Below are 26,112 nucleotides of genomic sequence, written 5' to 3'. Positions count from 1 at the left end.
CAATTAAACAGGCCTGATTCACTGAACCAAGCGTTTTACATTAAAAGTTGATAGAAAGATTAGCAGCACTCTTCTGTGCCGACAGAGACTACACCGCCTTTCCTGCAGCCACTCCAGATGCCCAAGCCCATTGGAAGTTAAAGCCGCCTAACCAACCGCTGACATCCATCACTTCCCCAATAAAAAACAGGCCGGGGACTTTAATGGCTTCCATGGTTTTGGAGGACAGTTCATGGGTATCCACACCGCCTAGTGTCACTTCGGCGGTGCGATAGCCTTCGGTGCCATTCATTAAGACTGTCCAGCGGTGCAGGTCGTCGACTAACTTGGCGCGCTCTGCATGAACCAGTTGATTTAAAGCTTTGTTGAGTAATACCTCATCAAATAACACTTCCACCAGCCGCTTAGGTAACCACAGGCTTAAGGTGTTGCGCAGACTCTGTTTGGGATGTGCGGCCAGTTGTTGCTCTATGGCCTGTGCGGCATCCATATTGGGTAATAGATTGATTTTTATGGTTTCGCCCGCCTTCCAATAGTTGGAAATCTGCAAAATGGCGGGGCCGGATAAGCCTCTGTGGGTAAAGAGCAAGGCTTCGCTAAAGGCGGTGCCATCTTTGGCGGTAATACGGCTCGGTACGGCAATGCCCGACAGCGGTTCGAAGCGAATTTTATCCTCGCTGTGCCAAGTAAAAGGCACTAGACCCGCGTGAGTTGGCAATACCTTAAGGCCAAACTGCTCGGCCAATTGATAACCGTAAGGCGTAGCGCCAAGTTTTGGCATAGATAAACCGCCGGTGGCGATAACTAATGAGTCACAACTTAACTCGCCATTTGAGGTGTTTAGCTCAAAGCGGCCGGCCTCGTTTTTACCAACGGATAAAATATCGGTACGCAGCTTAATACTCACGCCCGCCCATTCGCATTCGGTGAGCAGCATAGTGACTATCTCTTTAGCCGAGTCATTACAAAACAACTGGCCATGGTCGCGCTCGTGGTATTCAATGCCGTGGCGCTCAACCAGTTCGATAAACTGCTGCGAGGGATAACGCGCCAATGCCGATTTTACAAAGTGCGGGTTGCCACAGATAAAGTTGGCGGGTTCGACTTTAAGGTTGGTAAAGTTACAACGGCCGCCACCGCTGATGAGTATTTTACGCCCAGCCTGCTTGGCATTATCGAGTACCAGTACATCACGACCTCGGTAACCTGCTGTTGCTGCACACATTAATCCTGCGGCGCCGGCTCCGATAATAATCACATCATGATGTTTCACACTCATACTCCAGTCGAAAAATTGATTTGGCTATTGCCTATCATCCCATATTGTTCAAAGACTTAGTTACGGTATTGGTCTTTGATACTGGGGTAAATATTCCGCATTCAGCCTTAATGGATACAGCCAATACCCGACTGCTGCCTGTCACATTAAGGCGATGGCGATCGGACATTAATCCCCTCTTTCACCATCTGACCTCCAGGGATGGAGGAAATGCTCGTCTGATGTCGGGAACATCAAGGGCCATGGCTATCGGGGATACTTCTTGCACCAGAAGTCCATGTATAAAAAAGGGCGCTATTTTAGCACCCTTTATGTTATTCAGCATTACAGCATCATCACGGCTCGCGTTTTATTGCGTAGGCGTTTCTGATTTCTTCTCTCTACCGAGCAGTTCTTTTGCGGCATCAACTGGTGATTTACCTTGATACAAAACTTGGTAAATCTGCTCAGTGATCGGCATTTCAACACCAAGACGTTTGGCTAGCGTAAACACTTCTTTAGTATTGCGATAACCCTCAACCACTTGGCCAATTTCAACCTGGGCGGTATCCACATCGCAGCCTTTACCTAAGGCTAAACCAAAGCGGCGGTTACGGGATTGGTTGTCGGTACAAGTCAGCACTAGGTCACCTAATCCAGCCATGCCCATAAAGGTAGCGGTGCTGGCGCCTAAGGCTTCGCCTAAGCGGGTTAACTCGACTAAACCGCGGGTGATTAAAGCCGTTCTGGCGTTGGCACCAAAGCCAATACCGTCAGACATCCCCGCGCCAATCGCGATAACGTTCTTTACCGCGCCGCCTAATTGCAGGCCGATAAAGTCGTCGTTGGCGTAAACCCGTAAACGTTTAGGGCTGTGCAGCAATTCCACTAACTCAGCGGTAAATTGAGGACAAGTGCCTGCAACTGAAATCGCCGTAGGTAAACCCATGGCTAATTCCTTCGCAAAGGTTGGCCCAGACAATACCGCCAGCGGATATTGCTCGCCTAACACATCACGGGCCACATCTTGCAGCAAACGTCCGGTTTCAGGCTCGAGCCCTTTGGTCGCCCATACGATGCGTGCATCTTGGCGCAACAAAGGTTTGGCTTGGGCCAGTACCGTGCCAAACACATGGCTAGGCACGACAACCAGCACGTTATTGCTGGCGGCTAAGGCTTTGGCTAAATCGGCTTCGATATGTAAACACTCGGGAAAAGCAATACCAGGCAAGAATGCTTGGTTGCATTTATCCTCTGCAAGAGTCTGCATATGGGCAGGATCGTGCCCCCACAACAAGGTCTTATGACCATTGCTGGCTAAAGAGATGGCAAGGGCGGTGCCATATGAGCCCGCCCCTAATACCGTGATATCGGCAGAGTTATTCATGTAATTAAGCGTTAGCTTCTTCAGCGGCTGCGGCTTGACGTTGTTGCACGTATTGGGCAAACAGAGCGTCGAAGTTTACTGGCGCTAAGTTCAATTGTGGGAAAGTACCACGACCCACTAAGCTACCAACCGCTTCACGCGCATATGGGAATAGGATGTTAGGGCAGTATGCGCCTAATGAGTGAGCCAGTTGTGGCTCAGTCAGACCTGCAATTGAGAAGATACCTGCTTGCTGTACTTCACACAGGAATGCAGTTTCGCCGCCGTTTTGTGCAGTCACAGTCAAAGACAGAACCACTTCATACACGTCATCGGCTAATTTAGCGCTGCGAGTGTCTAAATCTAACTTAACTTCTGGATTCCATTCTTTTTGGAATACCGCTGGGCTGTTAGGTGTTTCGAAAGAAACATCTTTAGTGTAAACACGTTGGATGTTGAATTGTGGGGCTTGTTGTTCGTTGTTTGCTACTTCAGCCATAATTTCCTACCTATCCTATCAATGTTATGCCAGCGCTTTCATGGCTGGCTTATTTGTCTATTTCGCTCGGGCTTGTGCTTTGATGCCTGTATGAGATCTCAGTACCGTCCCAACGCTCCCTTAACGGGGTACTTTTGAAGTCAATCTAAATACTTAATTTAAGCCCTTAGTGACCGCAGGATTAGTATGCCAAACAATGATGACGCTATGGCTGCACAATTCGTTGACTATGCAGCACTGCGCATAACTGCCGCCGACAACTTATCTTTTGCTTTTTGAAACAGGCATATTGGCTGCCTGCCATTCACCCATACCACCTTTCAAGTTATACAGGTTTTCAAAACCTTGTTTACTTAAAAGCTGAGCCGCTTGAGACGAGGTCATGCCAGCATTGCATACCAGTATAATGGGACTACCTTTAAACTTTTCAAGGGCTGAAACCTGATTATTTTTAATATCCGCGAGCGTAACGTTAACTGCACCAACAATATGGCCCTTACGGAAATCATCATTAGAACGCACATCCACGACTTTGGCGTCTTGTCTGTTCACCATAATAGTGAGTTCTTGATGAGTGACATTTTTGATTTTAGAGAAGCTCGATTTGATCACACTGACCACAAGCATTACAAACAAACCCACCCAAGCCAGACTTAGCAGAGTGTGAGCCTTAAAAAATTCGATATATTCTTGCATGGTTACAGCCCGTATAAATGGGGAAAATTCGATAAGGGCTCAGAGTATACCCATTGCCATGGCAGATTGCAGCAGTTTAGTCACAGTTCTAGAACACAGCCCAGCCCTTGCGCCATCAGGATTATCCCAAGGCTCACAGAATCCGCTGAAATAGCCATTCGATGACCTTAATCTAGGTAAAGCGCTTTTTCGTACCCCGCTTACGTAGTAATATTTAACCAATTTCAGATTTCTTTAGCTTCCTTAAACTTTAAAGGTATCACCATGACGACAACTAAACGTCCAATCGCGTTGTTGATCCTCGATGGCTGGGGTTACCGTGAAAATACGCATATGAATGCGGTTTACCACGCGAATACGCCAGTACTCGACCGTCTCAACGCCCAATATGCCCATGGTTTAATTTCTGGCTCCGGCTTAGATGTAGGCTTGCCCGATGGACAGATGGGGAACTCTGAAGTAGGCCATATCAACTTAGGTTCTGGCCGAATCGTTTACCAAGAGTTGACCCGCATCAGTAAAGCCATTGCGGATCATGAGTTTGAACAAAATCCCGCCCTATGCGATGCCGTAGACGCAGCAGTTAAAACCGGCGGTGCGGTGCACATTATGGGCTTGCTCTCACCCGGTGGCGTACACAGCCATGAAGAGCATATCGAAGCCATGTGCCGGATGGCGGTTGCTCGCGGTGCCACTAAAGTGTATTTACATGCCTTTTTAGACGGTCGTGACACGCCACCGCGTAGCGCCAAAAGTAGCCTAAGTCATTTTGATGATCTGTTTACTACATTAGGCCATGGCCGAATCGCCTCGATCATCGGCCGTTACTTTGCCATGGATCGCGATAACCGCTGGGACCGCGTCTCACAAGCCTACGATTTAATCACCCAAGGCAAGTCAAAATTCCAATACGACAACGCTGTTACTGCATTAGAAGCCGCCTACAGCCGCGATGAGAACGATGAGTTTGTGTCTTCATCGGCAATTACCGATGCCAACGGCCAAGTTGCGACCTTGCAAGATGGTGATGCACTGATATTTATGAACTTCCGTGCCGACCGTGCCCGCCAAATCACCCGCAGCTTTATCAATCCAGAGTTTGACGGCTTTGCACGTGCGGTAACGCCAAAGGTTAACTTTGTCACCCTGACGGAATACGCCGCCGATATCAAAGCGCCGATTGCCTACCCGTCTGACAACCTAGTTAATACCTTAGGTGAAGTGCTACAAAATCGCGGCCGTACTCAGTTACGTATCTCCGAAACTGAAAAATACGCCCATGTAACCTTCTTCTTCAACGGCGGTAAGGAAGAGCCATTTAACGGGGAGGATCGCATTCTGATCAACTCCCCTAAAGTGGCGACCTACGATCTGCAACCTGAGATGAGCTCAACCGAGCTGACCGACAAGTTAGTTGCGGCGATTGAGTCAACTAAATACGATGTGATTATCTGTAACTACCCGAATGGTGATATGGTTGGCCACACAGGCAACTTTGACGCCGCGGTTAAAGCCTGTGAAGCCGTTGATGCCTGTATCGGCCGAGTGGTTGAAGCGCTGGCAAAAGTGGGCGGTGAATGTATTATTACCGCAGACCATGGCAACGCCGAGCAAATGACCGACGAAACCACGGGTCAAGCCCATACAGCGCACACCAGTGAACTTGTGCCCTTTGTGTTTGTTGGCCGCGATGCCACCATTGATAAAGGCGGTAAACTGAGCGATGTCGCCCCAACAATTCTGCACCTAATGGGTGAATCCATTCCAGCAGAGATGACGGGCAAGCCCTTAATCCACGTTAAAGAGTAGTTGTTACCTAGTGAGCACTCGACTCCCCGTTAAAGCCAGCATTATTGCTGGCTTTATGATGTTATCTTTCTCGGTCTACGCTTCTAATTTGGAGAAGCGCCAGTCCGAGTTGAAATCCATCCAAGCGCAAATCAACCAACAACAAAGCGCGCTTAAAAACACCAGTAAACAGCGGGAAAAGTTACTCGCATTGCTACGTAGCGATGAAGAAGCGATTGCAGCCGCCGCCAAAAAGGTCAATAGCACCAAAACCAGTTTGGCGCAGATTGATAATACGCTTGCCGAACTCAAACAACGCCAAGAAGAGTTAGAAAGTCTTAAGGTTAGCCAGCAAAATACGCTTTCAAAACAACTTTCGAGCGCCTATCTAGCCGGTAACCACGATTACACTAAGATGATGCTGAACCAGCAGAGTCCCGCCACCATTGAGCGGATGTTGGCCTATTACCAATATCTCAACAAAGCGCGGATGAAATCGATTAACGAGTTAAAACAAACAATCACTGAGCTTGATGAGATTAAAGTAACCCAAACCAGCAAGCAAAAACAATTGACTACCTTGATGGCCGAGCAACAAGTGCAATCTAAGCGCTTGAATCAAGAACAAGATCAACGTCAGTTAACCCTCAATGAATTACAGCGAACCTTAAACACTAAAGGTGCTGAACTCGAACAACTGCAAATCGAGGAAGCCAGCTTAAAACGGGTTGTTGAACAAGCACTAAAGGCGATGCGTGACAATCCTTCGATGGAAGGCTTTGATAAACAAGGCGGCAAACTTAAATGGCCGACCAAAGGCCGCGTTAGTGCCAGCTTTGGTAGCCCCAGATCCGGCCAAGTGGTGTGGAAAGGCACCATGTTATCCGCGCCCGAAGGGCAAAATATCCGCGCGGTTTCCGGTGGTAAAGTGATCTATGCCGACTGGCTAAAAGGCTTTGGTATGGTGATGGTGATCGACCATGGCAAAGGCTACATGAGCCTCTATGGCCATGCGCAGACCCTGTTAAAAAGCCCCGGAGAAATGGTAAAAACCGGTGAAGCGATAGCTTTAGTCGGACGTTCGGGTGGACAGACTGAGCCTGGCCTATACTTTGAAATAAGATATAAGGGGCAAGCCGTCGATCCAGCCAAGTACTGTCGCTAATAAGTACTGTCGCTAAAATGGCCGTCCCCATCATCACAGGGGACGGCTATGAAACATCTACTCCGCAATATCGCCAGTCTTGGACTCGGCCTAAGCTTAGGCCTGTCTATTAGCCTATCCAGTCAAGAGAATACCAAGTCGTATCGAAGTGACTTTGATTACCCGCTATTGCAGGATGTGCTCGAAACGGTCGAAACCTATTACGTTAAAACTGTGACTAAGGATGAGCTTGTTCAAGCGGCAATTAAAGGCATCTTTGAGCATTTAGATCCCTATTCAAGCTTTCTAAATCACCAAGAATTACTCGATCTAAAAGATTCAAATCGGGGTGAGTACTTCGGCTTTGGCTTTGAAGTCGCCAGCGAAAAAGACCATATCAGCATCATTGCCCCCTTTGCGAACTCCCCAGCCGAACAGGCTGGGATTCAAGCCGGTGACATCATTATCAAGCTGAATAACACCCCCACGACAGAAACTAACCTTGCGGATATTCTTAACCAAATCAAGCAACACAGTTTGAGTCATCAAAGTATTCGCCTCACGCTAAAACACCGTAATGACGAAGCAGAATTTGAGGTGATGTTAAAACCTAGCACAATCACAATTCAGTCGGTCGCGAGCAAATTATTGGATGGGAACATTGGCTACGTAAGGCTCAGCAGCTTTCAAGAAGACTCTACCGAAGATATGGTACGCACCCTGAGCCAATGGCAAGGCACTCAGTTAACGGGCTTGATATTGGACCTACGCAATAATCCCGGCGGCCTGCTCGATCAGGCAATTAATATTGCCGACCTCTTTTTGGCAAAAGGGCGAATCGTCTCCACCTCTGGCCGTTTTTTTGATGCCAATTCAGACTATTACGCCTCACCGCAAACCATGCTCGCCAACGTACCCATGCTAGTGCTAATCAATAAAGGCTCCGCATCAGCATCAGAAGTACTGGCCGCCGCATTGCAAGAAAATGGCCGGGCAAAACTCCTAGGCGAAACCAGCTTTGGTAAAGGAACAGTGCAAAGCCTTATTCCTATTCTTAACAACGGCAATGCGGTCAAACTGACCATAGCCCAGTACAACACGCCTAAAGGGGAGAATATCCACGACATAGGGATTAAGCCCGACATCAAAGTAGTCTCCGAAACTGGCTCCAATCAAAAGAATATGCCTATAATCGACGCTATCTCTGCACGAACCGATGTCAGCCAAGACACGATTGTCACTTCAGCTATCACTTGGATGCAACATCATGACGAATAAGAAGAAACGGTGCGTCTACTTTACATTTTGGCTCTTTGGACTATCAGTGTTGCCCCGAGCAATGCGGCTCAAATTGCCCTGATCATCGATGACATTGGCTATCGTCATACCGACGAAGCCGTACTTTCGTTGCCGAGTTCTGTCACGCTGTCGGTATTACCGCACACGCCACTGAGCAGCAAACTGGCCAAAGCCGCACACGCAAATGGTCACGAAATTATGCTGCATTTACCCATGCAGGCGCTAAATGGCAAAGCCTTAGGCGTTGGTGGATTAACCAATAATATGAACGAAGCACAAATTCGTAGCAGCGTACTTGCCGCCATGGCCAGTGTACCCTTCGCTAAAGGTGCCAACAATCATATGGGCAGCTTACTCACGCAGCTTGATGACCCCATGCTCTGGGTGATGGAAACGCTCAAACAGAAGCAGTTCTATTTTGTCGACAGCATGACGACTAAATTTACCAAGGCGGGAGATAGGGCAGATCAACTCGGTGTGCCACTACTTCGACGTCAGCTATTTCTCGACAATGATGTCAGCACTCAAGCACTAGAAAGACAATTTAACTTGATGATAAGTCAGGCTCACGCACAAGGCAGTTTAGTGGCCATCGCGCATCCTTACCCCGAAACCATTCACTTCTTAAAAGCCAACTTAGCACGCCTGAAGGCGGAAGGGATTGAGCTAGTACCGACATCACGCTTGTTGCCCATCAAACTAGCCCATGAAAAAGGGGCTAATCTAACTGTAAGACAGAAATAGACATATCCGGCAACAATGCCAGCAACTCATTACGATTGCTTACAATATCTAGTAAGCTGTACTGATCAAGCACATTTAAATATGCCTCAACCGCTTGGGCTAATACACCTTTCAACTGACAAGCAGGAGTGAATCGACAGTAAGGTTTGCTGCAATCGATCGGCGCCAGCGAATTTTCTAAGGAGCGAATGAGTTGCCCTAAATTAATCTCGCCCGCCGGTTTGCCTAAACGAAATCCGCCCATTTTACCGCGTATGGTTTCTAAGTAACCTAACTTGCCTAGGTGGTGTACTATTTTCGAAACATGATTTGGTGACAAATCAAAGACTTCAGTAATTTCTGAAATCCTAAAAAGCGTAGTTCTATCGGGCTGAACCGCCAGATACATTAGCGTGCGAACACCAAAATCGGTATAGCGTGTTAACTGCATAATTCACCTGTCAGCAATAAACTATTAAGATGTTTGAGATTCTAGGTTTGTGATCAACCAGAGCGCCTCTTCATTCGAATGCCCACATACATCCAAAGACGCTTCAAAATCACAACAAACCGCGGGGCGTTCAGGCGAGCCGAAAATCAAACATAAATTATCATCACTGAGCTGCACACAACGCTCACCTGCGGCCTTACCATTTGGCATTCCAGGGATCACACTGCTGATTGACGGCGCAATACAACAAGCACCGCAGCCTAGACGACAATTCATTTTATTACTCGTAATAATGGATAAACATTATATCGTTTAATTTATGTGAAGGCAGAAACACAGTTCAATACTGCCAAGTGGCGCACAACCCCAATTCCATAAATGAAAAATAAGCCAGTCTATCCATAAAACCCGTAGTCTAGCATAAACAAACCGCTAAGCTCTTTTAATCAAAGCCAAAAAATAGCATAAACACCCACGAAGAATGAGGCGGACGTGGGAATATAGAGCATCAAGTTATCCGTAATGGCAAATCAAAAAAGCCTCAGCATTACCGCAGAGGCTTTCATCTTAAATAGTGGCAGGAGTCTATCGCACAGCGATGCGCTTATGAACGCGTAGCGTTACGAAGCTGATTCGGACGAGAGCCTTGCAAAAGATGCAGCGACGCAAATACGAAAAAAGCCTCTACATTGCTGTAGAGGCTTTCATCTTTATGTTGGCGGAGCGGACGGGACTCGAACCCGCGACCCCCGGCGTGACAGGCCGGTATTCTAACCAACTGAACTACCGCTCCTTTAACTTAACGTTTGCACATTAAGCTAAATTAGGCGCTTGGCGATGACCTACTCTCACATGGGGAGACCCCACACTACCATCGGCGCGATTGCGTTTCACTTCTGAGTTCGGGATGGGATCAGGTGGGACCACAATGCTATTGTCACCAAGCAAATTCGGTATAAACAAGACTCGAGAGCGCACTGCGTGCTGCTAGGTCCTAGAACCTACTCTTGTCTTATTTATTAATTTAGAAAGCTGTATTGAGTATCACTTCTTAAGTGTTTGTATTCGTCTAAGTACTGTACGACCTCCAGGGAAGGAGGAAGTACTGGAAAATGTCTGGAACATTTTCAGTAAAACCCATCTGGGTTGTATGGTTAAGCCTCTCGAGTCATTAGTATCAGTTAGCTCAACGCCTCACAACGCTTACACACCTGACCTATCAACGTCCTAGTCTCGAACGGCTCTTTAGTGGACTTAAAGTCCAAGGGATGACTCATCTTGGGGCTCGCTTCCCGCTTAGATGCTTTCAGCGGTTATCGATTCCGAACATAGCTACCGGGCAATGCCATTGGCATGACAACCCGAACACCAGCGGTTCGTTCACTCCGGTCCTCTCGTACTAGGAGCAACTCCCCTCAATCATCCAACGCCCACGGCAGATAGGGACCGAACTGTCTCACGACGTTCTGAACCCAGCTCGCGTACCACTTTAAATGGCGAACAGCCATACCCTTGGGACCGACTTCAGCCCCAGGATGTGATGAGCCGACATCGAGGTGCCAAACACCGCCGTCGATATGAACTCTTGGGCGGTATCAGCCTGTTATCCCCGGAGTACCTTTTATCCGTTGAGCGATGGCCCTTCCATTCAGAACCACCGGATCACTATGACCTACTTTCGTACCTGCTCGACGTGTCTGTCTCGCAGTTAAGCTGGCTTATGCCATTGCACTAACCGTACGATGTCCGACCGTACTTAGCCAACCTTCGTGCTCCTCCGTTACTCTTTGGGAGGAGACCGCCCCAGTCAAACTACCCACCAGGCACTGTCCTTACCCCAGATAATGGGGCCAAGTTAGAACATCAACACTACAAGGGTGGTATTTCAAGGACGACTCCATCAGAACTAGCGTTCCAACTTCAAAGTCTCCCACCTATCCTACACATGTAGGGTCAATGTTCAGTGCCAAGCTATAGTAAAGGTTCACGGGGTCTTTCCGTCTAGCCGCGGGTATACGGCATCTTCACCGCAATTTCAACTTCACTGAGTCTCGGCTGGAGACAGCGTGGCCATCATTACGCCATTCGTGCAGGTCGGAACTTACCCGACAAGGAATTTCGCTACCTTAGGACCGTTATAGTTACGGCCGCCGTTTACCGGGGCTTCGATCATGAGCTTCTCTTGCGATAACCCAATCAATTAACCTTCCGGCACCGGGCAGGCGTCACACCGTATACTTCCTCTTGCGAGTTTGCACAGTGCTGTGTTTTTGATAAACAGTTGCAGCCACCTGGTATCTGCGACTCCCGTCAGCTTAGAGAGCAAGTCTCATCACCAACAGGAGCGTACCTTCTCCCGAAGTTACGGTACCATTTTGCCTAGTTCCTTCAGCCGAGTTCTCTCAAGCGCCTTGGTATTCTCTACCCGACCACCTGTGTCGGTTTGGGGTACGATTCCTACTAACCTGAAGCTTAGAAGATTTTCCTGGAAGCATGGCATCAACTACTTCATCCCCTTGGGGACTCGTCATCAGCTCTCAGTGTATAGTGACCCGGATTTGCCTAAGTCACCCACCTACCACCTTAAACGCGGACTACCAACGCCGCGCTAGCCTAGCCTTCTCCGTCTCTCCATCGCAGTTAGCAAAAGTACAGAAATATTAATCTGTTTCCCATCGATTACGCCTTTCGGCCTCACCTTAGGGGTCGACTCACCCTGCCCCGATTAACGTTGGACAGGAACCCTTGGTCTTTCGGCGAGGGGGTTTTTCACCCCCTTTATCGTTACTCATGTCAGCATTCGCACTTCTGATACCTCCAGTGTGGGTTACCCCTTCACCTTCTACGGCTTACAGAACGCTCCTCTACCGCGCAACCCTAATGGATTGCACCCGTAGCTTCGGTGGTATGTTTAGCCCCGTTACATCTTCCGCGCAGGCCGACTCGACTAGTGAGCTATTACGCTTTCTTTAAATGATGGCTGCTTCTAAGCCAACATCCTAGCTGTCTAAGCCTTCCCACATCGTTTCCCACTTAACATACACTTTGGGACCTTAGCTGACGGTCTGGGTTGTTTCCCTTTTGACGACGGACGTTAGCACCCGCCGTCTGTCTCCCGAGTAGTACTCATTGGTATTCGGAGTTTGCAAAGGGTTGGTAAGTCGGGATGACCCCCTAGCCTTAACAGTGCTCTACCCCCAATGGTATTCGCTCGAGGCGCTACCTAAATAGCTTTCGAGGAGAACCAGATATCTCCCGGTTTGATTGGCCTTTCACCCCCAGCCACAAGTCATCCGCTAATTTTTCAACATTAGTCGGTTCGGTCCTCCAGTTGATGTTACTCAACCTTCAACCTGCCCATGGCTAGATCACCGGGTTTCGGGTCTACGCCTTGCAACTAAACGCGCAGTTAACACTCGGTTTCCCTACGGCTCCGCTATTCGCTTAACCTCGCTACAAAACGTAAGTCGCTGACCCATTATACAAAAGGTACGCAGTCACGGTCTCAAGGACCGCTCCCACTGCTTGTACGTATACGGTTTCAGGTTCTATTTCACTCCCCTCACAGGGGTTCTTTTCGCCTTTCCCTCACGGTACTGGTTCACTATCGGTCAGTCAGGAGTATTTAGCCTTGGAGGATGGTCCCCCCATATTCAAACAGGATATCACGTGTCCCGCCTTACTCGTTTTCATCAAAGGTTAGTTTTCGTGTACGGGGCTATCACCCTGTGCCGCTGGACTTTCCAGACCATTCCACTAACACCCCTCTGACTTAAGGGCTAATCCCCGTTCGCTCGCCGCTACTAGGGGAATCTCGGTTGATTTCTTTTCCTAAGGGTACTTAGATGTTTCAGTTCCCCTCGTTTGCCTCATAACGCTATGTATTCACGTTATGATGACCGCTTATGCGGCCGGGTTCCCCCATTCGGACATCGTTAGCTCAAATGCTTGTTACTAGCTCGCCAACGCTTTTCGCAAGTTACTACGTCCTTCATCGCCTCTGACTGCCAAGGCATCCACCGTATACGCTTAGTCGCTTAACCATACAACCCAAATGAGTTTCACATCACTTGCGTCGTTGCGACCAGCTGGTTTTACTTGTCTCATCTTCGACCAAGAAGATGGACTCGCCTTAGACTTGAATATTCAAGACACTTAAAAAGTGTGTTAAGAACTCAATTTTTTTCGTATTAACACAACGACAGACATCATTGTGTTAATTACTATCAGCTTTCCAAATTGTTAAAGAACAATGCTTACCGGCTCGCGGTGCATGTCGCTCTCCCTTCCCTTACAGGAAGTTCAACAAGCCATCTGTGTGAACACTCAACAAACATCAAGTTAGTCGTATAGGTAAGGAGGTGATCCAGCCCCAGGTTCCCCTAGGGCTACCTTGTTACGACTTCACCCCAGTCATGAACCACAAAGTGGTGAGCGCCCCCCCGAAGGTTAAGCTACCCACTTCTTTTGCAGCCCACTCCCATGGTGTGACGGGCGGTGTGTACAAGGCCCGGGAACGTATTCACCGTGGCATTCTGATCCACGATTACTAGCGATTCCGACTTCATGGAGTCGAGTTGCAGACTCCAATCCGGACTACGACGAGCTTTGTGAGATTAGCTCCACCTCGCGGCTTTGCAACCCTCTGTACTCGCCATTGTAGCACGTGTGTAGCCCTACTCGTAAGGGCCATGATGACTTGACGTCGTCCCCACCTTCCTCCGGTTTATCACCGGCAGTCTCCCTAGAGTTCCCACCATTACGTGCTGGCAAATAAGGATAGGGGTTGCGCTCGTTGCGGGACTTAACCCAACATTTCACAACACGAGCTGACGACAGCCATGCAGCACCTGTCTCACGGTTCCCGAAGGCACAACCGCATCTCTGCAGTCTTCCGTGGATGTCAAGAGTAGGTAAGGTTCTTCGCGTTGCATCGAATTAAACCACATGCTCCACCGCTTGTGCGGGCCCCCGTCAATTCATTTGAGTTTTAACCTTGCGGCCGTACTCCCCAGGCGGTCTACTTAATGCGTTAGCTTGAGAGCCCAGTGTTCAAGACACCAAACTCCGAGTAGACATCGTTTACGGCGTGGACTACCAGGGTATCTAATCCTGTTTGCTCCCCACGCTTTCGTGCATGAGCGTCAGTCTTTGTCCAGGGGGCCGCCTTCGCCACCGGTATTCCTCCAGATCTCTACGCATTTCACCGCTACACCTGGAATTCTACCCCCCTCTACAAGACTCTAGTTGGTCAGTTCGAAATGCGATTCCTAGGTTGAGCCCAGGGCTTTCACATCTCGCTTAACAAACCGCCTGCGCACGCTTTACGCCCAGTAATTCCGATTAACGCTCGGACCCTCCGTATTACCGCGGCTGCTGGCACGGAGTTAGCCGGTCCTTCTTCTGTAGGTAACGTCACAGATAAGTCGTATTAGGACTTACCCTTTCCTCCCTACTGAAAGTGCTTTACAACCCGAAGGCCTTCTTCACACACGCGGCATGGCTGCATCAGGGTTTCCCCCATTGTGCAATATTCCCCACTGCTGCCTCCCGTAGGAGTCTGGGCCGTGTCTCAGTCCCAGTGTGGCTGATCATCCTCTCAGAACAGCTAGGGATCGTCGCCTTGGTGAGCCATTACCTCACCAACTAGCTAATCCCACCTAGGTTCATCCAATCGCGAGAGGCCCGAAAGTCCCCCTCTTTCCCCCGTAGGGCGTATGCGGTATTAGCAGTCGTTTCCAACTGTTATCCCCCTCGACTGGGCAGATCCCTAGGCATTACTCACCCGTCCGCCGCTCGCCACCTCATGAGTAAACTCACTTGTGCTGCCGCTCGACTTGCATGTGTTAGGCCTGCCGCCAGCGTTCAATCTGAGCCATGATCAAACTCTTCAATTAAAGTTTTGTTGTTTCCGAAGAAACGGCTCAATGAATTCTGTCATTTGTTTCCGCCATCTCTTCATAAAGAGAAGAAAGCGAAACCAAAATTATGTACATATTGCTATGAACACTCATCACCGAAGTGATTTGGAATCATTGATTTAATTCTTTGATTACTCGCCAAACGGCAGAGTAATTTCGATTAACTCAACACCTGTGAGTGTCCACACAGATTTCTTGTTTAGATTGTTAAAGAGCACCTCAGTCTCATCAGAGAACCTGAGCACCACACTGGTGCGATTAACGCTTCCAGTTGGCTAGGGCTGTGTATTCTACGCATTTCCCTTGTCGCGTCAAGGCGTTTTTACAAACTTCTTGGCGCTTTCGAATCAACTGCACATTTTGCATTCGATTCAACCTGAAACCGCGTTAGCTTTCGCTGCCTGCCGTGTCAGTGGATGCGCATTATAGGCAGCTGAACTTTTTGTGCAAGCCTTAATTTTAAGATAATTGACTTTTTTGCGATGTTCGTTGGATATTTAACCTGACCTGTCAGTTTTTAGCCTTTATAATGCTAAAAACCACTCAATTTAGGGACTTTTTATGGCAGGGCCACTCAGAACTTACCAAGGAATTCATCCACAACTCGGCGATAATGTGTATGTGGACGCAGCTTCAGTGCTCGTTGGTGATATTGCGTTAGATACAGACGCTAGCATTTGGCCCATGGTTGCAGCTCGTGGGGATGTTAATCATATTCGAATTGGTAAACGCTCGAATGTGCAGGATGGCAGTATATTGCATGTGACCCGTAAGTCAGCCTCTCGCCCTGAAGGTCACCCTCTGATTATTGGTGATGATGTGACTATTGGACATAAGGCAATGCTGCATGGCTGCAAGGTTGGTAATCGTGTTTTAGTGGGGATGGGGGCGATTATTCTTGACGGTGCGATTTTAGAAGATGATGTGATCTTAGGTGCAGGGTCGTTAGTGCCGCCGGGTAAAGTATTAGAAAGTGGCTATTTATATGTGGGAAGCCCCGCGAAACAGGCGAGACCTTTAACAGAAGCTGAATTGAAGTTTTTACCCGAATCAGCGGATAACTATGTACGTTTAAAAAATGAATACTTAGCAGAGCCTCAGCCGAACTAATTTGTATATAGCGACAAGTGAAAGGCAGGGTATCGACACCTGCCATTCACTTAATCTTTGCATGCCACTTTTTCTTAGCGAGCCCCTTGGCTTAGCCAAGATGTACGGCACCCAATTCATCAAACTCTTCGGCTTCAATTAAGTTTTCTGCCATTTCTTCGGCATCAAATCTCACCGCATCAAATAACGCTAGCATTGCAGCAGCTTCGTCGACGCTCGGCTGGCTGGTGAAATCATTCAGATCACGTAATTTAGCTGCGCTGATATAGCACTTAATATTCATTCCCTGTTGCTGAGCAATAAAGCAAATACGCTTTTTCGTGTCATCCCAATGCTGCAAATCGGGAAATAAAATGCTTTGGTTCATCTTACCTTCCTATGATAAATACCTATTAGATGTCCAACTGTAGTTTTTCCCTGAGCAGTTTAAGCACGACAGCGGTGTCAGGCTCGACAGTGCGCCAGAGCGCAAAGCTCTTAGCTGCTTGGCCGACAAGCATTCCAAGCCCATCAATCACCTTAGCAGCCCCCTGCTGTAATGCCCATTGGTTAAATGCCGTAGGCATTGCGCCATACATCATATCGTAGCAAACGGTAGTGCTACCGATAATTGATTGGGGCAAGGGTGGTAATTCACCTGCAAGACTGGCCGAGGTTGAGTTGATCACTAATTCAAACTCCCCCGTAAGCTCAGACATAGATAAAGCTTGAAGTTTATCTTTGTAAATCCCCTCTTCTAATTGGCTAAAAATATCCACTAAATCCTTAGCCTTAGTTTGGGTGCGATTTGTGATAACCAACTGGCCAACTCCGGCGTTGAGCAGAGGCAAGATACATCCACGCGCCGCGCCGCCTGCACCAACTAATAAGACTCGCTTATGCTGCAAACTGCCCAGGTGACTTATAAGGTCGGCAACTAACCCTAAACCATCGGTGTTATCGCCACGGATCGAACCATCAGCCAACAGGCTTAAGGTATTAACAGCACCTGCTAGTGCAGCCTCAGCACTTAAACTATCACATAGAGCAAAAGCTTGTTCTTTAAAGGGAACTGTCACATTGGCACCTTTACCTCCGCTACTGAAAAAGCTTTTTAAGCTAGCTTCAAAACCATCAATAGGCGCCAGAATCGCTTCATAGGTCAAAGATTCCTGTGTTAAGGCCGCAAACTGGCCATGAATAAAGGGGGATTTACTGTGGCCGATTGGATGACCAAATACGGCATAGCGATCAACTATTGGGGATGTAACTGTCATATGCGCGATTCTATTTACTGTGGATAGGTTGGAGTCTAGCGCGCTTTTTGGCGAGATCACAATGACATTACAAGATAACAATGCCATGGCCGAGTGCAATGCTGGCACCGTAGTTTAAGCCCTGTTTCAACGGAACATTCAAGCTATAATGCGCGCATCAATATTTCTACTGGCAATATAGTTAGACCTATGAACTGGCTTAAAAAGATCTTTAGTAAACACACCAAGGTACAAGATGACAGAGACCCGAACCAATCTAATGCCTATGATTTAATTGGTGGCGACAAAGTGATCCGTGCAATAGCCAATAGCTTCTATCAGAAAATGGCAAGCTCAGAAGAAACGCGCGCGCTGTTTGCCATTCACAGAGCGCCAATTGCCGAATCGGAGCAAAAGCTCTATGAATTTTTAACTGGCTGGCTCGGCGGCCCACAGTTGTACCAGCAAAAATACGGTCATCCGGCTTTGCGTGCCCGCCATATGCACTTTGCTGTTGATGAGGCAATGCGCGATCAATGGTTATTCTGTATGAAGTTTGCCATTGAAAAACATATAAAAAAGCCAGAGCATCGCGCCGCTATCTATGAGGCGATATCCACTCTGGCCGATCATATGCGCAATCAATAACGCTCTAGGTTCCGCTATTGATTAACCGACTACACCCAGTCGCGAGGTTTGAGGTAGTTATCGTACAGATCTGCCTCAGGGCTACCCGCCGCAGGCGTATAGGCATACTGCCAACGCACTAATGGCGGCATTGACATTAAGATTGATTCAGTGCGACCACCCGTTTGCAGGCCAAACAAGGTGCCTCGGTCATACACAAGATTGAACTCAACATAACGACCACGGCGATACAATTGAAAATCACGTTCACGCTCGCCATAATCAGTATCCTTACGGCGCTCAACAATCGGCGCATAAGCCGTTAAGAAGCCATTCCCGACCGCCTGCATAAAGTCGAAACTTTTATCGAAGCCTGCTTGATTCAAATCATCGAAGAACAGTCCGCCCACGCCACGGGTTTCGTTACGGTGTGGCAAAAAGAAATACTCATCACACCATTTCTTATATTTAGGGTAAACATCGTCACCAAAAGGCTGGCACAGATTTTTAGCACTTTGATGCCACTCGCGCACATCTTCTTCAAAAGGATAATAAGGCGTTAAGTCGAAACCACCGCCAAACCACCATACAGGCTCAGCGCCGTCTTTATGGGCAATAAAAAAGCGCACGTTGGCATGGGTGGTCGGAATATAAGGATTTTTTGGGTGAATCACTAACGAAACGCCCATCGCCTCAAAACTGCGCCCCGCCAACTCAGGGCGATGCGCCGTCGCCGATGCGGGCATCGCCGCCCCCGTCACATGGGAAAAGTTAACCCCAGCTTGCTCGAATACGGCACCTTGGGTTAAGACACGACTCGTGCCACCACCACCCTCGGCGCGAGTCCATGAATCAGCAGCAAAGCTTGCTTGCCCATCCAACTGCTCAAGACCCGCACAAATTCGATGTTGCAGATCGAGTAAGAATGCTTTTACTACTGTCGCATCAGGCAAGCTCATCGCTATTATCCTTATTTTTATTAATTAGTTACTGTCCATTGCGTAAAATCTTGCCGCTGCGGGCATCAATAATGGTGGAGGGTTGACGTTGCTCACCTAATTGACCCAGCACCAAGGCATCAATTTTGCCTTCAAAGACATTGAGAATCTCATCGCCGCTGAGCGCGGGATCTTCGCCGGCTAAATTGGCACTGGTCGAGACCAGTGGTTTACCTAAGGCTTGGCATAAAGCTCGCACCCCTTCATGGGCGGACACACGTACGGCTATCGAATCAAACTCACCACATAAATAACGCGAGACATGAGGTTTAATCGGCATGACAAAGGTAAAAGGCCCAGGCCATTTGGAGAAAGCCAATTCGAGCTGCTCATCGGTCAGCTGTGATTCATCGACATAGGCTAATAACTGCGAAAACTCACTCGCCACTAAGATAAGTCCTTTCTGCCAAGGACGTTGTTTCACGGCGAGTAACTTTTGAATGGCGGTATCATTATCAGGGTCACAACCTAAGCCATAAACGGCTTCGGTGGGATAAGCGATAACCCCACCGTTTAACACTACGTCTTTAATGTCAGATGGGTGCAGTTGCAACATCTTAATATCACCTAATGAATTTAATCGATTTCTACAAACACAATTTGGCATTTTGGGATTTTGGCCACCCCATCCGTGGTCGAACGGGGATTATACCCAAGGGTGTTTAAGTGGCCAAATTTTTAGAGGTCGATCACACTAAAGCGCTCGTTTGTATTTACAGCTTTTTTGCGGACACTCTAAACGCATCCCCGCGGCTCCTTTACGCTCGACTAAAATCCCAAAACCGCAACTTGGGCAGGTTTCGCCAACGGGAGGATAATTCACAATGAATTTGCATTTTGGATATGCACTACAGGCATAAAAACCCTTGCCAAAACGACTAGTACGATGCTCAAGCTTACCCGTTTTGCATTCTGGACAGGCCACCTGAGGTTTGTCACTTTCCTGATCCGGCCTTTCGATGTGGGTACAACTGGGATATTGCGTACAGCCAATAAAGATACCAAAACGCCCCGATTTTACCGCCAACTCGTGACCGCACTCAGGGCATTTAGAACCTTCAATCACTTGGGTTTCAATCGATTCATGCTGCACTAAAGGACGGGTATATGCGCAGTTTGGATAATTATTACAACCAATAAAACTGCCGTGCTTACTGTGTTTTACCGATAACTCGCTACCACACTCTGGGCACAACTCGTATTCTTTTTCCAGTGCGTGCTCATGGGCACTAAATAGTTGTTCATCGATCTTAGACATCATCATTTACCACCAGTCATTGCAGCTAATCCGCAGATAACTCACCACACAGATCCTTATGGCATCAAAAAAGGAGGGCTAGCCTCCTTTCTCATTATTCATAACATTACAACGCTTAAGAATGAAGCCGACCTTCTTCAGGTTGCTCAAAAATTAAATCTTCCATTTGCTCATAGGCAGACTCATGGCCGGGCGCATTAAAGAGCACCATCAAAATAACCCACTTAAGATCTTCAAGGATCAAAGCGGGTTCATCTAGCTCCATGACTCTATCAATCACCATCTCACGGGTTTCGACATTCAGCACTTTAACTTGTTCTAAAAATAGCAGGAATCCACGGCACTCCACATCCAGCTTTTCCATTTCGTCTTTGGTGTAAATCCGAAATGAATGCTGATCATGATTGCACAGGTAAGGCTTATCCCCTTCCTGCAGCTCTGCCAGACGCTCCAACCAAGTTAAGGCTTTCAAAATCTCCGACTGATGAAAACCAGCCCGAGTGAGTTCCTTGGTTAACTCGTCTTCATCAACTAATAGTTCAACTTCACTGTGAACATAGTTTTCAAATAGATACATGAGGATATCAAACATGGCTAGCTCCTCTTTACTCTGACGTAACCACCGGGTACTGCAACAACCCAACCTTGCAACTCAAGTTCAAGCATTTGTTCTAACACCAGATCTATCGTTTTCCCACTATGTTCGACTACAGCATCAATTGCTGTCGTTTCATAACCAACACTAGCTAACAGCGATGAAAATGGCAAATCACAAATCTCACCCTGCTGTATATGGTGGCAGGAGTTGACTTCTTCAAGATGAAATGCAGTCAAACTTGCCAGCTCTTCCACTATATCGGCCGCACTTTCCACAAGTTTTGCCCCGTCACGTAATAAATCATGGCAACCTTGATGAAAGCCACCAAGAATGGAGCCCGGCACAGCAAAAACTTCACGCCCCAGCTCCATGGCCAATCTTGCGGTAATGAGCGAACCACTTTTGCGACAAGCTTCAACGACTAACGTCCCTAAAGAAAGACCGCTAATAATGCGATTTCGTTTCGGGAAATTGCCCGCAAAAGGCCCCACATCCGGCCAAAACTCGCTTATTATACAGCCTTGACGCTGAATATCCTCATAAAGCTGCTTATGTCGGCGCGGATAAATGATATCAATACCCGTCCCCAATACAGCAAGCGTCCTTCCAGCATGATCAACACAGGCTTTATGTGCTGCACCGTCTATCCCCATCGCCATGCCACTGCAAATGCTAAATCCGAGGGCAGTCATCTCTCTCGCCAGCTGATAAGCCACCTGCAATCCGCCGGGAGACGCATTACGGCTGCCAACAATGGCAAGTGACGGTATCGCCAACGCCTCAACGCAGCCTTTAACAAACAACACACAGGGGGGATCGGTTAATTGTTTTAGTAGCGGTGGATAGAGGGGATCAGAAAAACAAACTAGATGATGGTGTGCCGCCTGTTGTTGCCATTCCAAAGCGGCGTCTACTTTTTGATAATCAATAACTAAGCTGTGGAGCAGATTATCAGACAAAGGGAGCGAGTGTTTCTCATGCTCGAGTCTTTGCCTGAGGTCGTCCACATCCATGTGTGTTAATAATTGTTGTGTCCGAGCGGGTCCGAGCCCAGATACCGCACTAACAATTAACCAGTCGACCAAATGTTCTGAAATTATTGACCTCTAAAGGCTAGTATGTCGGGTGCGATTAATTTGTCATCGACACGCACAGAACGCTCCGTCGATACAATCAAACCAAGACTCGCTTTATCAAACACTTTGAATACTAACAATTTACCATTATAAACATCGGGCATTTTGAGCGAGCGATCGGACGAAAGCGACGCCACTACATCATCATAGGCAGTACGTTCCATTACCGGAACCGGTTGGCCATCGTTATTGATCACGATTTCTTCACCATCACGATAAATAGAGAAAACCTCTCCCGGTTTTACACCATCCTGTGTACCTTTATCGAGATAAACGACATTGAGTTTACCCGCTTCACGCATTTTTGACTCAATCGCTAATACGCTAGCAGACGTCTTAAGCTCTGCAGGTTTTGGCGTAAAATAGGCCGACATTAACGCCTCATCTTCCAGCGGCAGCACCCTAAAACCCGCTTTGGTTTCACGGAAATTGCTGAGAAGCTTCACCTTTGATACTTTGCCAGACTCGATCACCTGTCCAGTCGATGCCAAAATCGCCTCTTGTCCGAGAGCCTCGCCTGTTTCTTTATTAAAGAATTCACGACCGCGCTCATACACACCTAACTTTTGATGCAAAGGTAATTCACTATTGATATAAATCACATCGCCAATCACATGGTGACGTGAAGGACTCTCCCCCGCAAGCACCATAGGTTGCTGAATAAACCAGTCGGCATCAACGACACGGTTTTGAACGAGATAGTTTTGAATTAGTGCTAGATCAACTGCTGGTATCGCATTGCTTTTAGCGATAACACGTCCTTCTGGTGATTTTCGAATATGGGGTTTAGCTTCACTGGTACTGACACTGGCGCCATTACGCACTAATCTGGGTTGGCCATCAATAAACACTAAGGTGAGCTGATCGCCGGGGTAAATTAAATGAGGGTTGGCAATCTGGGGATTCACATCCCATAAACGTGGCCACTTCCACGGATCATTTAGAAAGGTTGTCGAAATATCCCACAGGGTATCGCCTTTCTTTACCACATATGACTCTGGATGCCCGGCTTTCAACGTGAGAGTATCAGCAAAAACCAATGTGCTATTAAAGGTCATTAACGCAAGTAAAATTAACCGTTTCATGGTGCGGTCCATGTTGTTTAGCTCTTAAATCGAGCTTTTACTGTTATTGATAGGCACTAAAGATTAAAATTAGCCCATTAGCCTAAGTCAGTATAACCAACTGATTGAGATTTGACAGACTTCTTAAGAGTTTAAGTATGGCACTATTAAAAGTTTTACGCTTCCCCGATGAAAGATTACGAACTCAAGCAACCCCTATCACAGAGTTTAATGCTGAGTTGCAAACTCAAATCGATGATATGTTTGAGACCATGTACCAAGAAAAAGGGATTGGTTTGGCGGCAACCCAAGTTGACTATCATAAACAACTGATCGTCATGGATTTACAAGACGAGGTCGAGCGTCCAAAAGTCTTTATCAATCCCGAGATTATTGCCAGTAGTGGCGATTTTTGTAACGAAGAAGGCTGCCTGTCTGTTCCCGGTATTTATGCCAAAGTCGACCGCGCCGAGTTTGTTACTGTTAAAGCGCTGGATAGACACGGTAATGAATTCACCGTTGAAGCCGATGACCTCTTTGCTATTTGTATTCAGCATGAAATGGATCACCTGAAAGGTAAATTGTTTGTCGATTACCTGTCGCCATTGAAGCGTCAACGGATCAAACAGAAACTTGAAAAAGCCGCCAAACAAGACGCCAAATAAGTACTAGGATCAGATTTGAAACCACTCAACATCATCTTCGCCGGAACACCAGATTTTGCCGCTCGCCATTTACAGGCGCTGATCAACTCACACCACAATGTGATAGCGGTTTACACTCAGCCGGATAGACCCGCTGGTCGCGGTAAAAAACTCACCGCCAGCCCAGTCAAAGAACTCGCGCTTAGCCACAGCATCCCTGTCTATCAACCGGGGTCACTGCGTAAAGAACCCGCGCAGCAAGAGCTTGCATCACTTAATGCCGATATTATGGTGGTGGTCGCCTACGGTTTGATTCTGCCCAAAGTGGTGCTCGATACGCCGCGCTTAGGCTGTATCAATGTTCACGGTTCTATTCTGCCACGCTGGCGTGGTGCCGCGCCTATTCAACGCGCGCTATGGGCGGGCGATAAAGAAACGGGCGTGACGATTATGCAGATGGATGTCGGCCTAGATACTGGCGATATGCTGTTAAAAACCTATTTACCGATTGAAGATGATGATACTTCAGCTAGCCTATATGAGAAGTTAGCTCTGCAAGGGCCAGACGCGCTACTGCAAGCGCTTGAAGGTTTAGCCAACGGCACCTTAGCGGCTGAAAAACAAGATGAAACCTTAGCCAACTACGCCGAAAAACTCAGTAAAGAAGAAGCAAGGCTAGACTGGACAAAATCCGCCACTCAATTGTGGCAAGAAGTTCGCGCCTTCAATCCATGGCCAGTGAGCTATTTTGAACATCAAGGCAATACGATTAAAGTGTGGCAGACCCAAGTCAGCACAACCAGCAGCACTGCAGCACCAGGCACGATTATCAACGCGAGCAAAAAAGGCATTGATGTCTCTACTGGCGATGGCGTGTTGACCCTGCTCAGCATGCAATTACCCGGAAAGAAACCGCTCAGCGTAGCCGACATACTCAATGCCCGCGGTGAATGGTTTACCCCTAACACTCGCCTAAACAACGAGGCGCAATAATCATGAACTTGCGTGCACTGGCAGCTAAAGCCATCTTCGATGTATTAGAAAAAGGCGTATCGCTTTCTGTTGCCCTGCCAGAACAGCAAAAACACCTTGCCAGCGGCAAAGATAAGGCCCTGCTGGCTGAGCTCTGCTATGGCGTGATGCGCACTTTACCGCAGATAGAAAAACGCACCGCTGAGTGTTTAGCCAAACCGCTCAAAGGCAAACAAAGGATTATCCACCAGCTGTTGATTGTGGGCTGCTATCAGCTATATTTTACCCGTATTCCGAGCCACGCGGCCATATCCGAAACCGCTGAAGCCTGCCGTCAGCTAAAGTTTGAAGGCATGGTCAAAGTGGTCAATGGCGTGCTGCGAAATATTCAACGTCAATTAACGCCGCTGAGTAATGAGTCTGAAACCTTAAGCTACAACACGCCGGGTTGGTTAATTAAACGCTTAAAAACCGCTTACCCAGGCAACTGGCAAGAGATTATCCAGCAAAGTCATGAACGTCCCCCCATGTGGCTGCGTAACAACCGCCTCTCCCAAAGCCGCGACGAATACCTTGCGGCCTTGGATAAGCTTGAGATAGATGCCAGCGCGGGATTGAGTGATGATGCAATCCTGCTTGCCGCCCCCAAAGACGTTGCAACATTACCGCTCTTCCTTGAAGGGGCTGCCTCGGTACAAGATGGTGCAGCCCAATGGGCAGCAACCCTACTTGCCCCCCAAGCCAATGAACTGATCCTTGATGCCTGCGCAGCGCCCGGTGGTAAAAGTTGCCATTTGCTGGAACTTGAACCTAGCATTAAGCTCATCGCCGTCGATTTTGATGCGAAACGTCTCGAACGCGTACAACAGAACCTTGACCGTTTGTCATTAAAAGCGGAAGTTATTCATGGAGATGCGGCCAATATCGACTCATGGTGGCAGGGCGAACAATTTGATCGTATCTTACTCGACGCACCTTGCTCGGCGACGGGAGTAATCCGCCGTCATCCCGATATCAAATGGTTACGTAAAAACCATGACATAGAAGAGCTGGCTGAACTACAAAGACAAATTTTGGATCACTGCTGGAAGTGGCTCAAACCCGGTGGCACACTTCTGTATGCGACTTGCTCCATTTTGCCGCAGGAAAATCGAGACCAAATTAGTGCATTTTTAGCCAGAACCGCAGATGCTAAACTAGATACACTCGTCCAGCAGGCCTCAAGCCAAGATATAGGTTGGCAAATCACGCCGGGACAACACAACATGGATGGGTTTTATTACGCCCGTTTATTGAAAGCGACCCATTAGGAAGTAAGCAAGGCC

23 protein-coding genes, 1 tRNA gene and 3 rRNA genes are annotated in these 26,112 nt (G+C 47.9%); 9 read left to right on the top strand and 18 right to left on the bottom strand.

All coding sequences use genetic code 11. The annotated features are described in order from the left end of the window. Positions 1-88: 88 nt before the first annotated feature. From SO_RS00280 to SO_RS00265, 4 genes are all read right to left on the bottom strand, one after another. Entirely contained in the window at positions 89-1,273 is a 1,185-nt protein-coding gene (locus SO_RS00280; RefSeq protein ID WP_011070468.1) for a BaiN/RdsA family NAD(P)/FAD-dependent oxidoreductase, read from the bottom strand. Between the two features lie 355 nt (positions 1,274-1,628). Next, a complete protein-coding gene (gpsA, locus tag SO_RS00275; RefSeq protein ID WP_011070467.1) occupies positions 1,629-2,645 on the bottom strand; it encodes an NAD(P)H-dependent glycerol-3-phosphate dehydrogenase in 1,017 nt (338 codons plus the stop codon). Positions 2,646-2,649: 4 nt separating this feature from the next. Continuing rightward, complete coding sequence (gene secB, locus SO_RS00270) at positions 2,650-3,123, bottom strand: protein-export chaperone SecB (RefSeq protein ID WP_011070466.1); 474 nt, start codon at positions 3,121-3,123, stop codon at positions 2,650-2,652. Between the two features lie 261 nt (positions 3,124-3,384). Next, on the bottom strand, positions 3,385-3,819 hold the full coding sequence (locus SO_RS00265; protein ID WP_011070465.1) for a rhodanese-like domain-containing protein: 435 nt from the start codon (positions 3,817-3,819) through the stop codon (positions 3,385-3,387). Positions 3,820-4,083: 264 nt separating this feature from the next. Between SO_RS00265 and gpmM the strand changes: the two genes are divergently transcribed. Genes gpmM through SO_RS00245 form a run of 4 tightly spaced genes read left to right on the top strand, consistent with a single transcriptional unit; the run spans position 4,084 to position 8,794 of the window. After that, positions 4,084-5,628, top strand: a complete 1,545-nt coding sequence (gpmM, locus tag SO_RS00260; protein ID WP_011070464.1) for a 2,3-bisphosphoglycerate-independent phosphoglycerate mutase — start codon at positions 4,084-4,086, stop codon at positions 5,626-5,628. Between the two features lie 10 nt (positions 5,629-5,638). Beyond that, a complete protein-coding gene (locus tag SO_RS00255; protein WP_011070463.1) occupies positions 5,639-6,772 on the top strand; it encodes a murein hydrolase activator EnvC family protein in 1,134 nt (377 codons plus the stop codon). Between the two features lie 48 nt (positions 6,773-6,820). Then, positions 6,821-8,029, top strand: a complete 1,209-nt coding sequence (locus tag SO_RS00250) for a S41 family peptidase (protein ID WP_011070462.1) — start codon at positions 6,821-6,823, stop codon at positions 8,027-8,029. 9 nt (positions 8,030-8,038) lie between these two features. Further along, the gene (locus SO_RS00245) at positions 8,039-8,794 is read left to right on the top strand and encodes a divergent polysaccharide deacetylase family protein (RefSeq protein ID WP_011070461.1); all 756 of its coding nucleotides are present in this window, start codon (positions 8,039-8,041) and stop codon (positions 8,792-8,794) included. On the opposite strand, the gene SO_RS00240 is transcribed toward SO_RS00245, so the two are convergent. The 6 genes from SO_RS00240 to SO_RS00215 all read right to left on the bottom strand — a co-directional run bounded on the left by SO_RS00240 (position 8,769) and on the right by SO_RS00215 (position 15,121). Beyond that, entirely contained in the window at positions 8,769-9,224 is a 456-nt protein-coding gene (locus SO_RS00240) for an Rrf2 family transcriptional regulator (RefSeq protein ID WP_011070460.1), read from the bottom strand. The two genes, SO_RS00245 and SO_RS00240, sit on opposite strands and share 26 nt — an antisense overlap. A 24-nt stretch (positions 9,225-9,248) precedes the next feature. Further along, the gene (locus SO_RS00235) at positions 9,249-9,500 is read right to left on the bottom strand and encodes a YkgJ family cysteine cluster protein (protein WP_011070459.1); all 252 of its coding nucleotides are present in this window, start codon (positions 9,498-9,500) and stop codon (positions 9,249-9,251) included. A 440-nt stretch (positions 9,501-9,940) separates the two neighbouring features. Then, positions 9,941-10,017: transfer RNA gene (locus SO_RS00230), tRNA-Asp, on the bottom strand. 36 nt (positions 10,018-10,053) lie between these two features. Next, positions 10,054-10,169, bottom strand: a 5S ribosomal RNA gene (gene rrf, locus SO_RS00225). 205 nt (positions 10,170-10,374) lie between these two features. Beyond that, positions 10,375-13,267: ribosomal RNA gene (locus tag SO_RS00220) — 23S ribosomal RNA — on the bottom strand. A 311-nt stretch (positions 13,268-13,578) separates the two neighbouring features. Beyond that, positions 13,579-15,121, bottom strand: a 16S ribosomal RNA gene (locus SO_RS00215). Together the 16S, 23S and 5S rRNA genes with 1 tRNA gene alongside form the textbook arrangement of a ribosomal RNA operon. A gap of 585 nt (positions 15,122-15,706) precedes the next feature. Here SO_RS00215 and SO_RS00210 point away from each other — a divergent pair. Further along, positions 15,707-16,255 carry a gamma carbonic anhydrase family protein gene (locus SO_RS00210; protein WP_011070458.1) on the top strand — a complete coding sequence of 183 codons (549 nt, stop codon included), beginning with the start codon at positions 15,707-15,709 and terminating at the stop codon, positions 16,253-16,255. 91 nt (positions 16,256-16,346) lie between these two features. On the opposite strand, the gene SO_RS00205 is transcribed toward SO_RS00210, so the two are convergent. Next, positions 16,347-16,622, bottom strand: a complete 276-nt coding sequence (locus SO_RS00205) for a DUF1488 family protein (protein ID WP_011070457.1) — start codon at positions 16,620-16,622, stop codon at positions 16,347-16,349. Between the two features lie 25 nt (positions 16,623-16,647). Further along, positions 16,648-17,511, bottom strand: coding sequence for a shikimate dehydrogenase (gene aroE, locus SO_RS00200; protein WP_011070456.1), 864 nt, complete (start codon positions 17,509-17,511; stop codon positions 16,648-16,650). A gap of 189 nt (positions 17,512-17,700) precedes the next feature. Here aroE and SO_RS00195 point away from each other — a divergent pair, with 189 nt between their 5' ends. Further along, entirely contained in the window at positions 17,701-18,138 is a 438-nt protein-coding gene (locus SO_RS00195; protein ID WP_011070455.1) for a group II truncated hemoglobin, read from the top strand. Positions 18,139-18,167: 29 nt separating this feature from the next. Here the strand turns inward: SO_RS00195 and hemF are convergent, their stop codons facing one another. The 6 genes from hemF to SO_RS00165 all read right to left on the bottom strand — a co-directional run bounded on the left by hemF (position 18,168) and on the right by SO_RS00165 (position 23,204). Continuing rightward, complete coding sequence (gene hemF, locus SO_RS00190) at positions 18,168-19,076, bottom strand: oxygen-dependent coproporphyrinogen oxidase (RefSeq protein WP_011070454.1); 909 nt, start codon at positions 19,074-19,076, stop codon at positions 18,168-18,170. Between the two features lie 28 nt (positions 19,077-19,104). Next, entirely contained in the window at positions 19,105-19,671 is a 567-nt protein-coding gene (tsaC, locus tag SO_RS00185; protein WP_011070453.1) for an L-threonylcarbamoyladenylate synthase type 1 TsaC, read from the bottom strand. A gap of 138 nt (positions 19,672-19,809) precedes the next feature. Further along, a complete protein-coding gene (locus tag SO_RS00180; RefSeq protein ID WP_011070452.1) occupies positions 19,810-20,373 on the bottom strand; it encodes a DNA topoisomerase family protein in 564 nt (187 codons plus the stop codon). A 115-nt stretch (positions 20,374-20,488) separates the two neighbouring features. Further along, entirely contained in the window at positions 20,489-20,965 is a 477-nt protein-coding gene (locus SO_RS00175) for a DUF494 family protein (protein WP_011070451.1), read from the bottom strand. Between the two features lie 2 nt (positions 20,966-20,967). Beyond that, positions 20,968-21,930: a DNA-processing protein DprA gene (gene dprA, locus SO_RS00170; RefSeq protein ID WP_455567180.1), complete on the bottom strand. Its 963-nt coding sequence runs from the start codon at positions 21,928-21,930 to the stop codon at positions 20,968-20,970. A 137-nt stretch (positions 21,931-22,067) separates the two neighbouring features. Next, on the bottom strand, positions 22,068-23,204 hold the full coding sequence (locus tag SO_RS00165; RefSeq protein ID WP_011070449.1) for a LysM peptidoglycan-binding domain-containing protein: 1,137 nt from the start codon (positions 23,202-23,204) through the stop codon (positions 22,068-22,070). Positions 23,205-23,329: 125 nt separating this feature from the next. Here SO_RS00165 and def point away from each other — a divergent pair, with 125 nt between their 5' ends. Genes def through rsmB form a run of 3 tightly spaced genes read left to right on the top strand, consistent with a single transcriptional unit; the run spans position 23,330 to position 26,097 of the window. Beyond that, positions 23,330-23,836, top strand: a complete 507-nt coding sequence (gene def / locus SO_RS00160; RefSeq protein ID WP_011070448.1) for a peptide deformylase — start codon at positions 23,330-23,332, stop codon at positions 23,834-23,836. 15 nt (positions 23,837-23,851) lie between these two features. Next, entirely contained in the window at positions 23,852-24,808 is a 957-nt protein-coding gene (fmt, locus tag SO_RS00155; protein WP_011070447.1) for a methionyl-tRNA formyltransferase, read from the top strand. A 2-nt stretch (positions 24,809-24,810) separates the two neighbouring features. Further along, positions 24,811-26,097 carry a 16S rRNA (cytosine(967)-C(5))-methyltransferase RsmB gene (rsmB, locus tag SO_RS00150; RefSeq protein WP_011070446.1) on the top strand — a complete coding sequence of 429 codons (1,287 nt, stop codon included), beginning with the start codon at positions 24,811-24,813 and terminating at the stop codon, positions 26,095-26,097. Positions 26,098-26,112: the final 15 nt, after the last annotated feature.

The sequence above is a fragment of the Shewanella oneidensis MR-1 genome, from assembly GCF_000146165.2.
GTDB lineage: Bacteria > Pseudomonadota > Gammaproteobacteria > Enterobacterales > Shewanellaceae > Shewanella > Shewanella oneidensis.
This window is presented reverse-complemented; position numbering and strand designations above follow the sequence as displayed.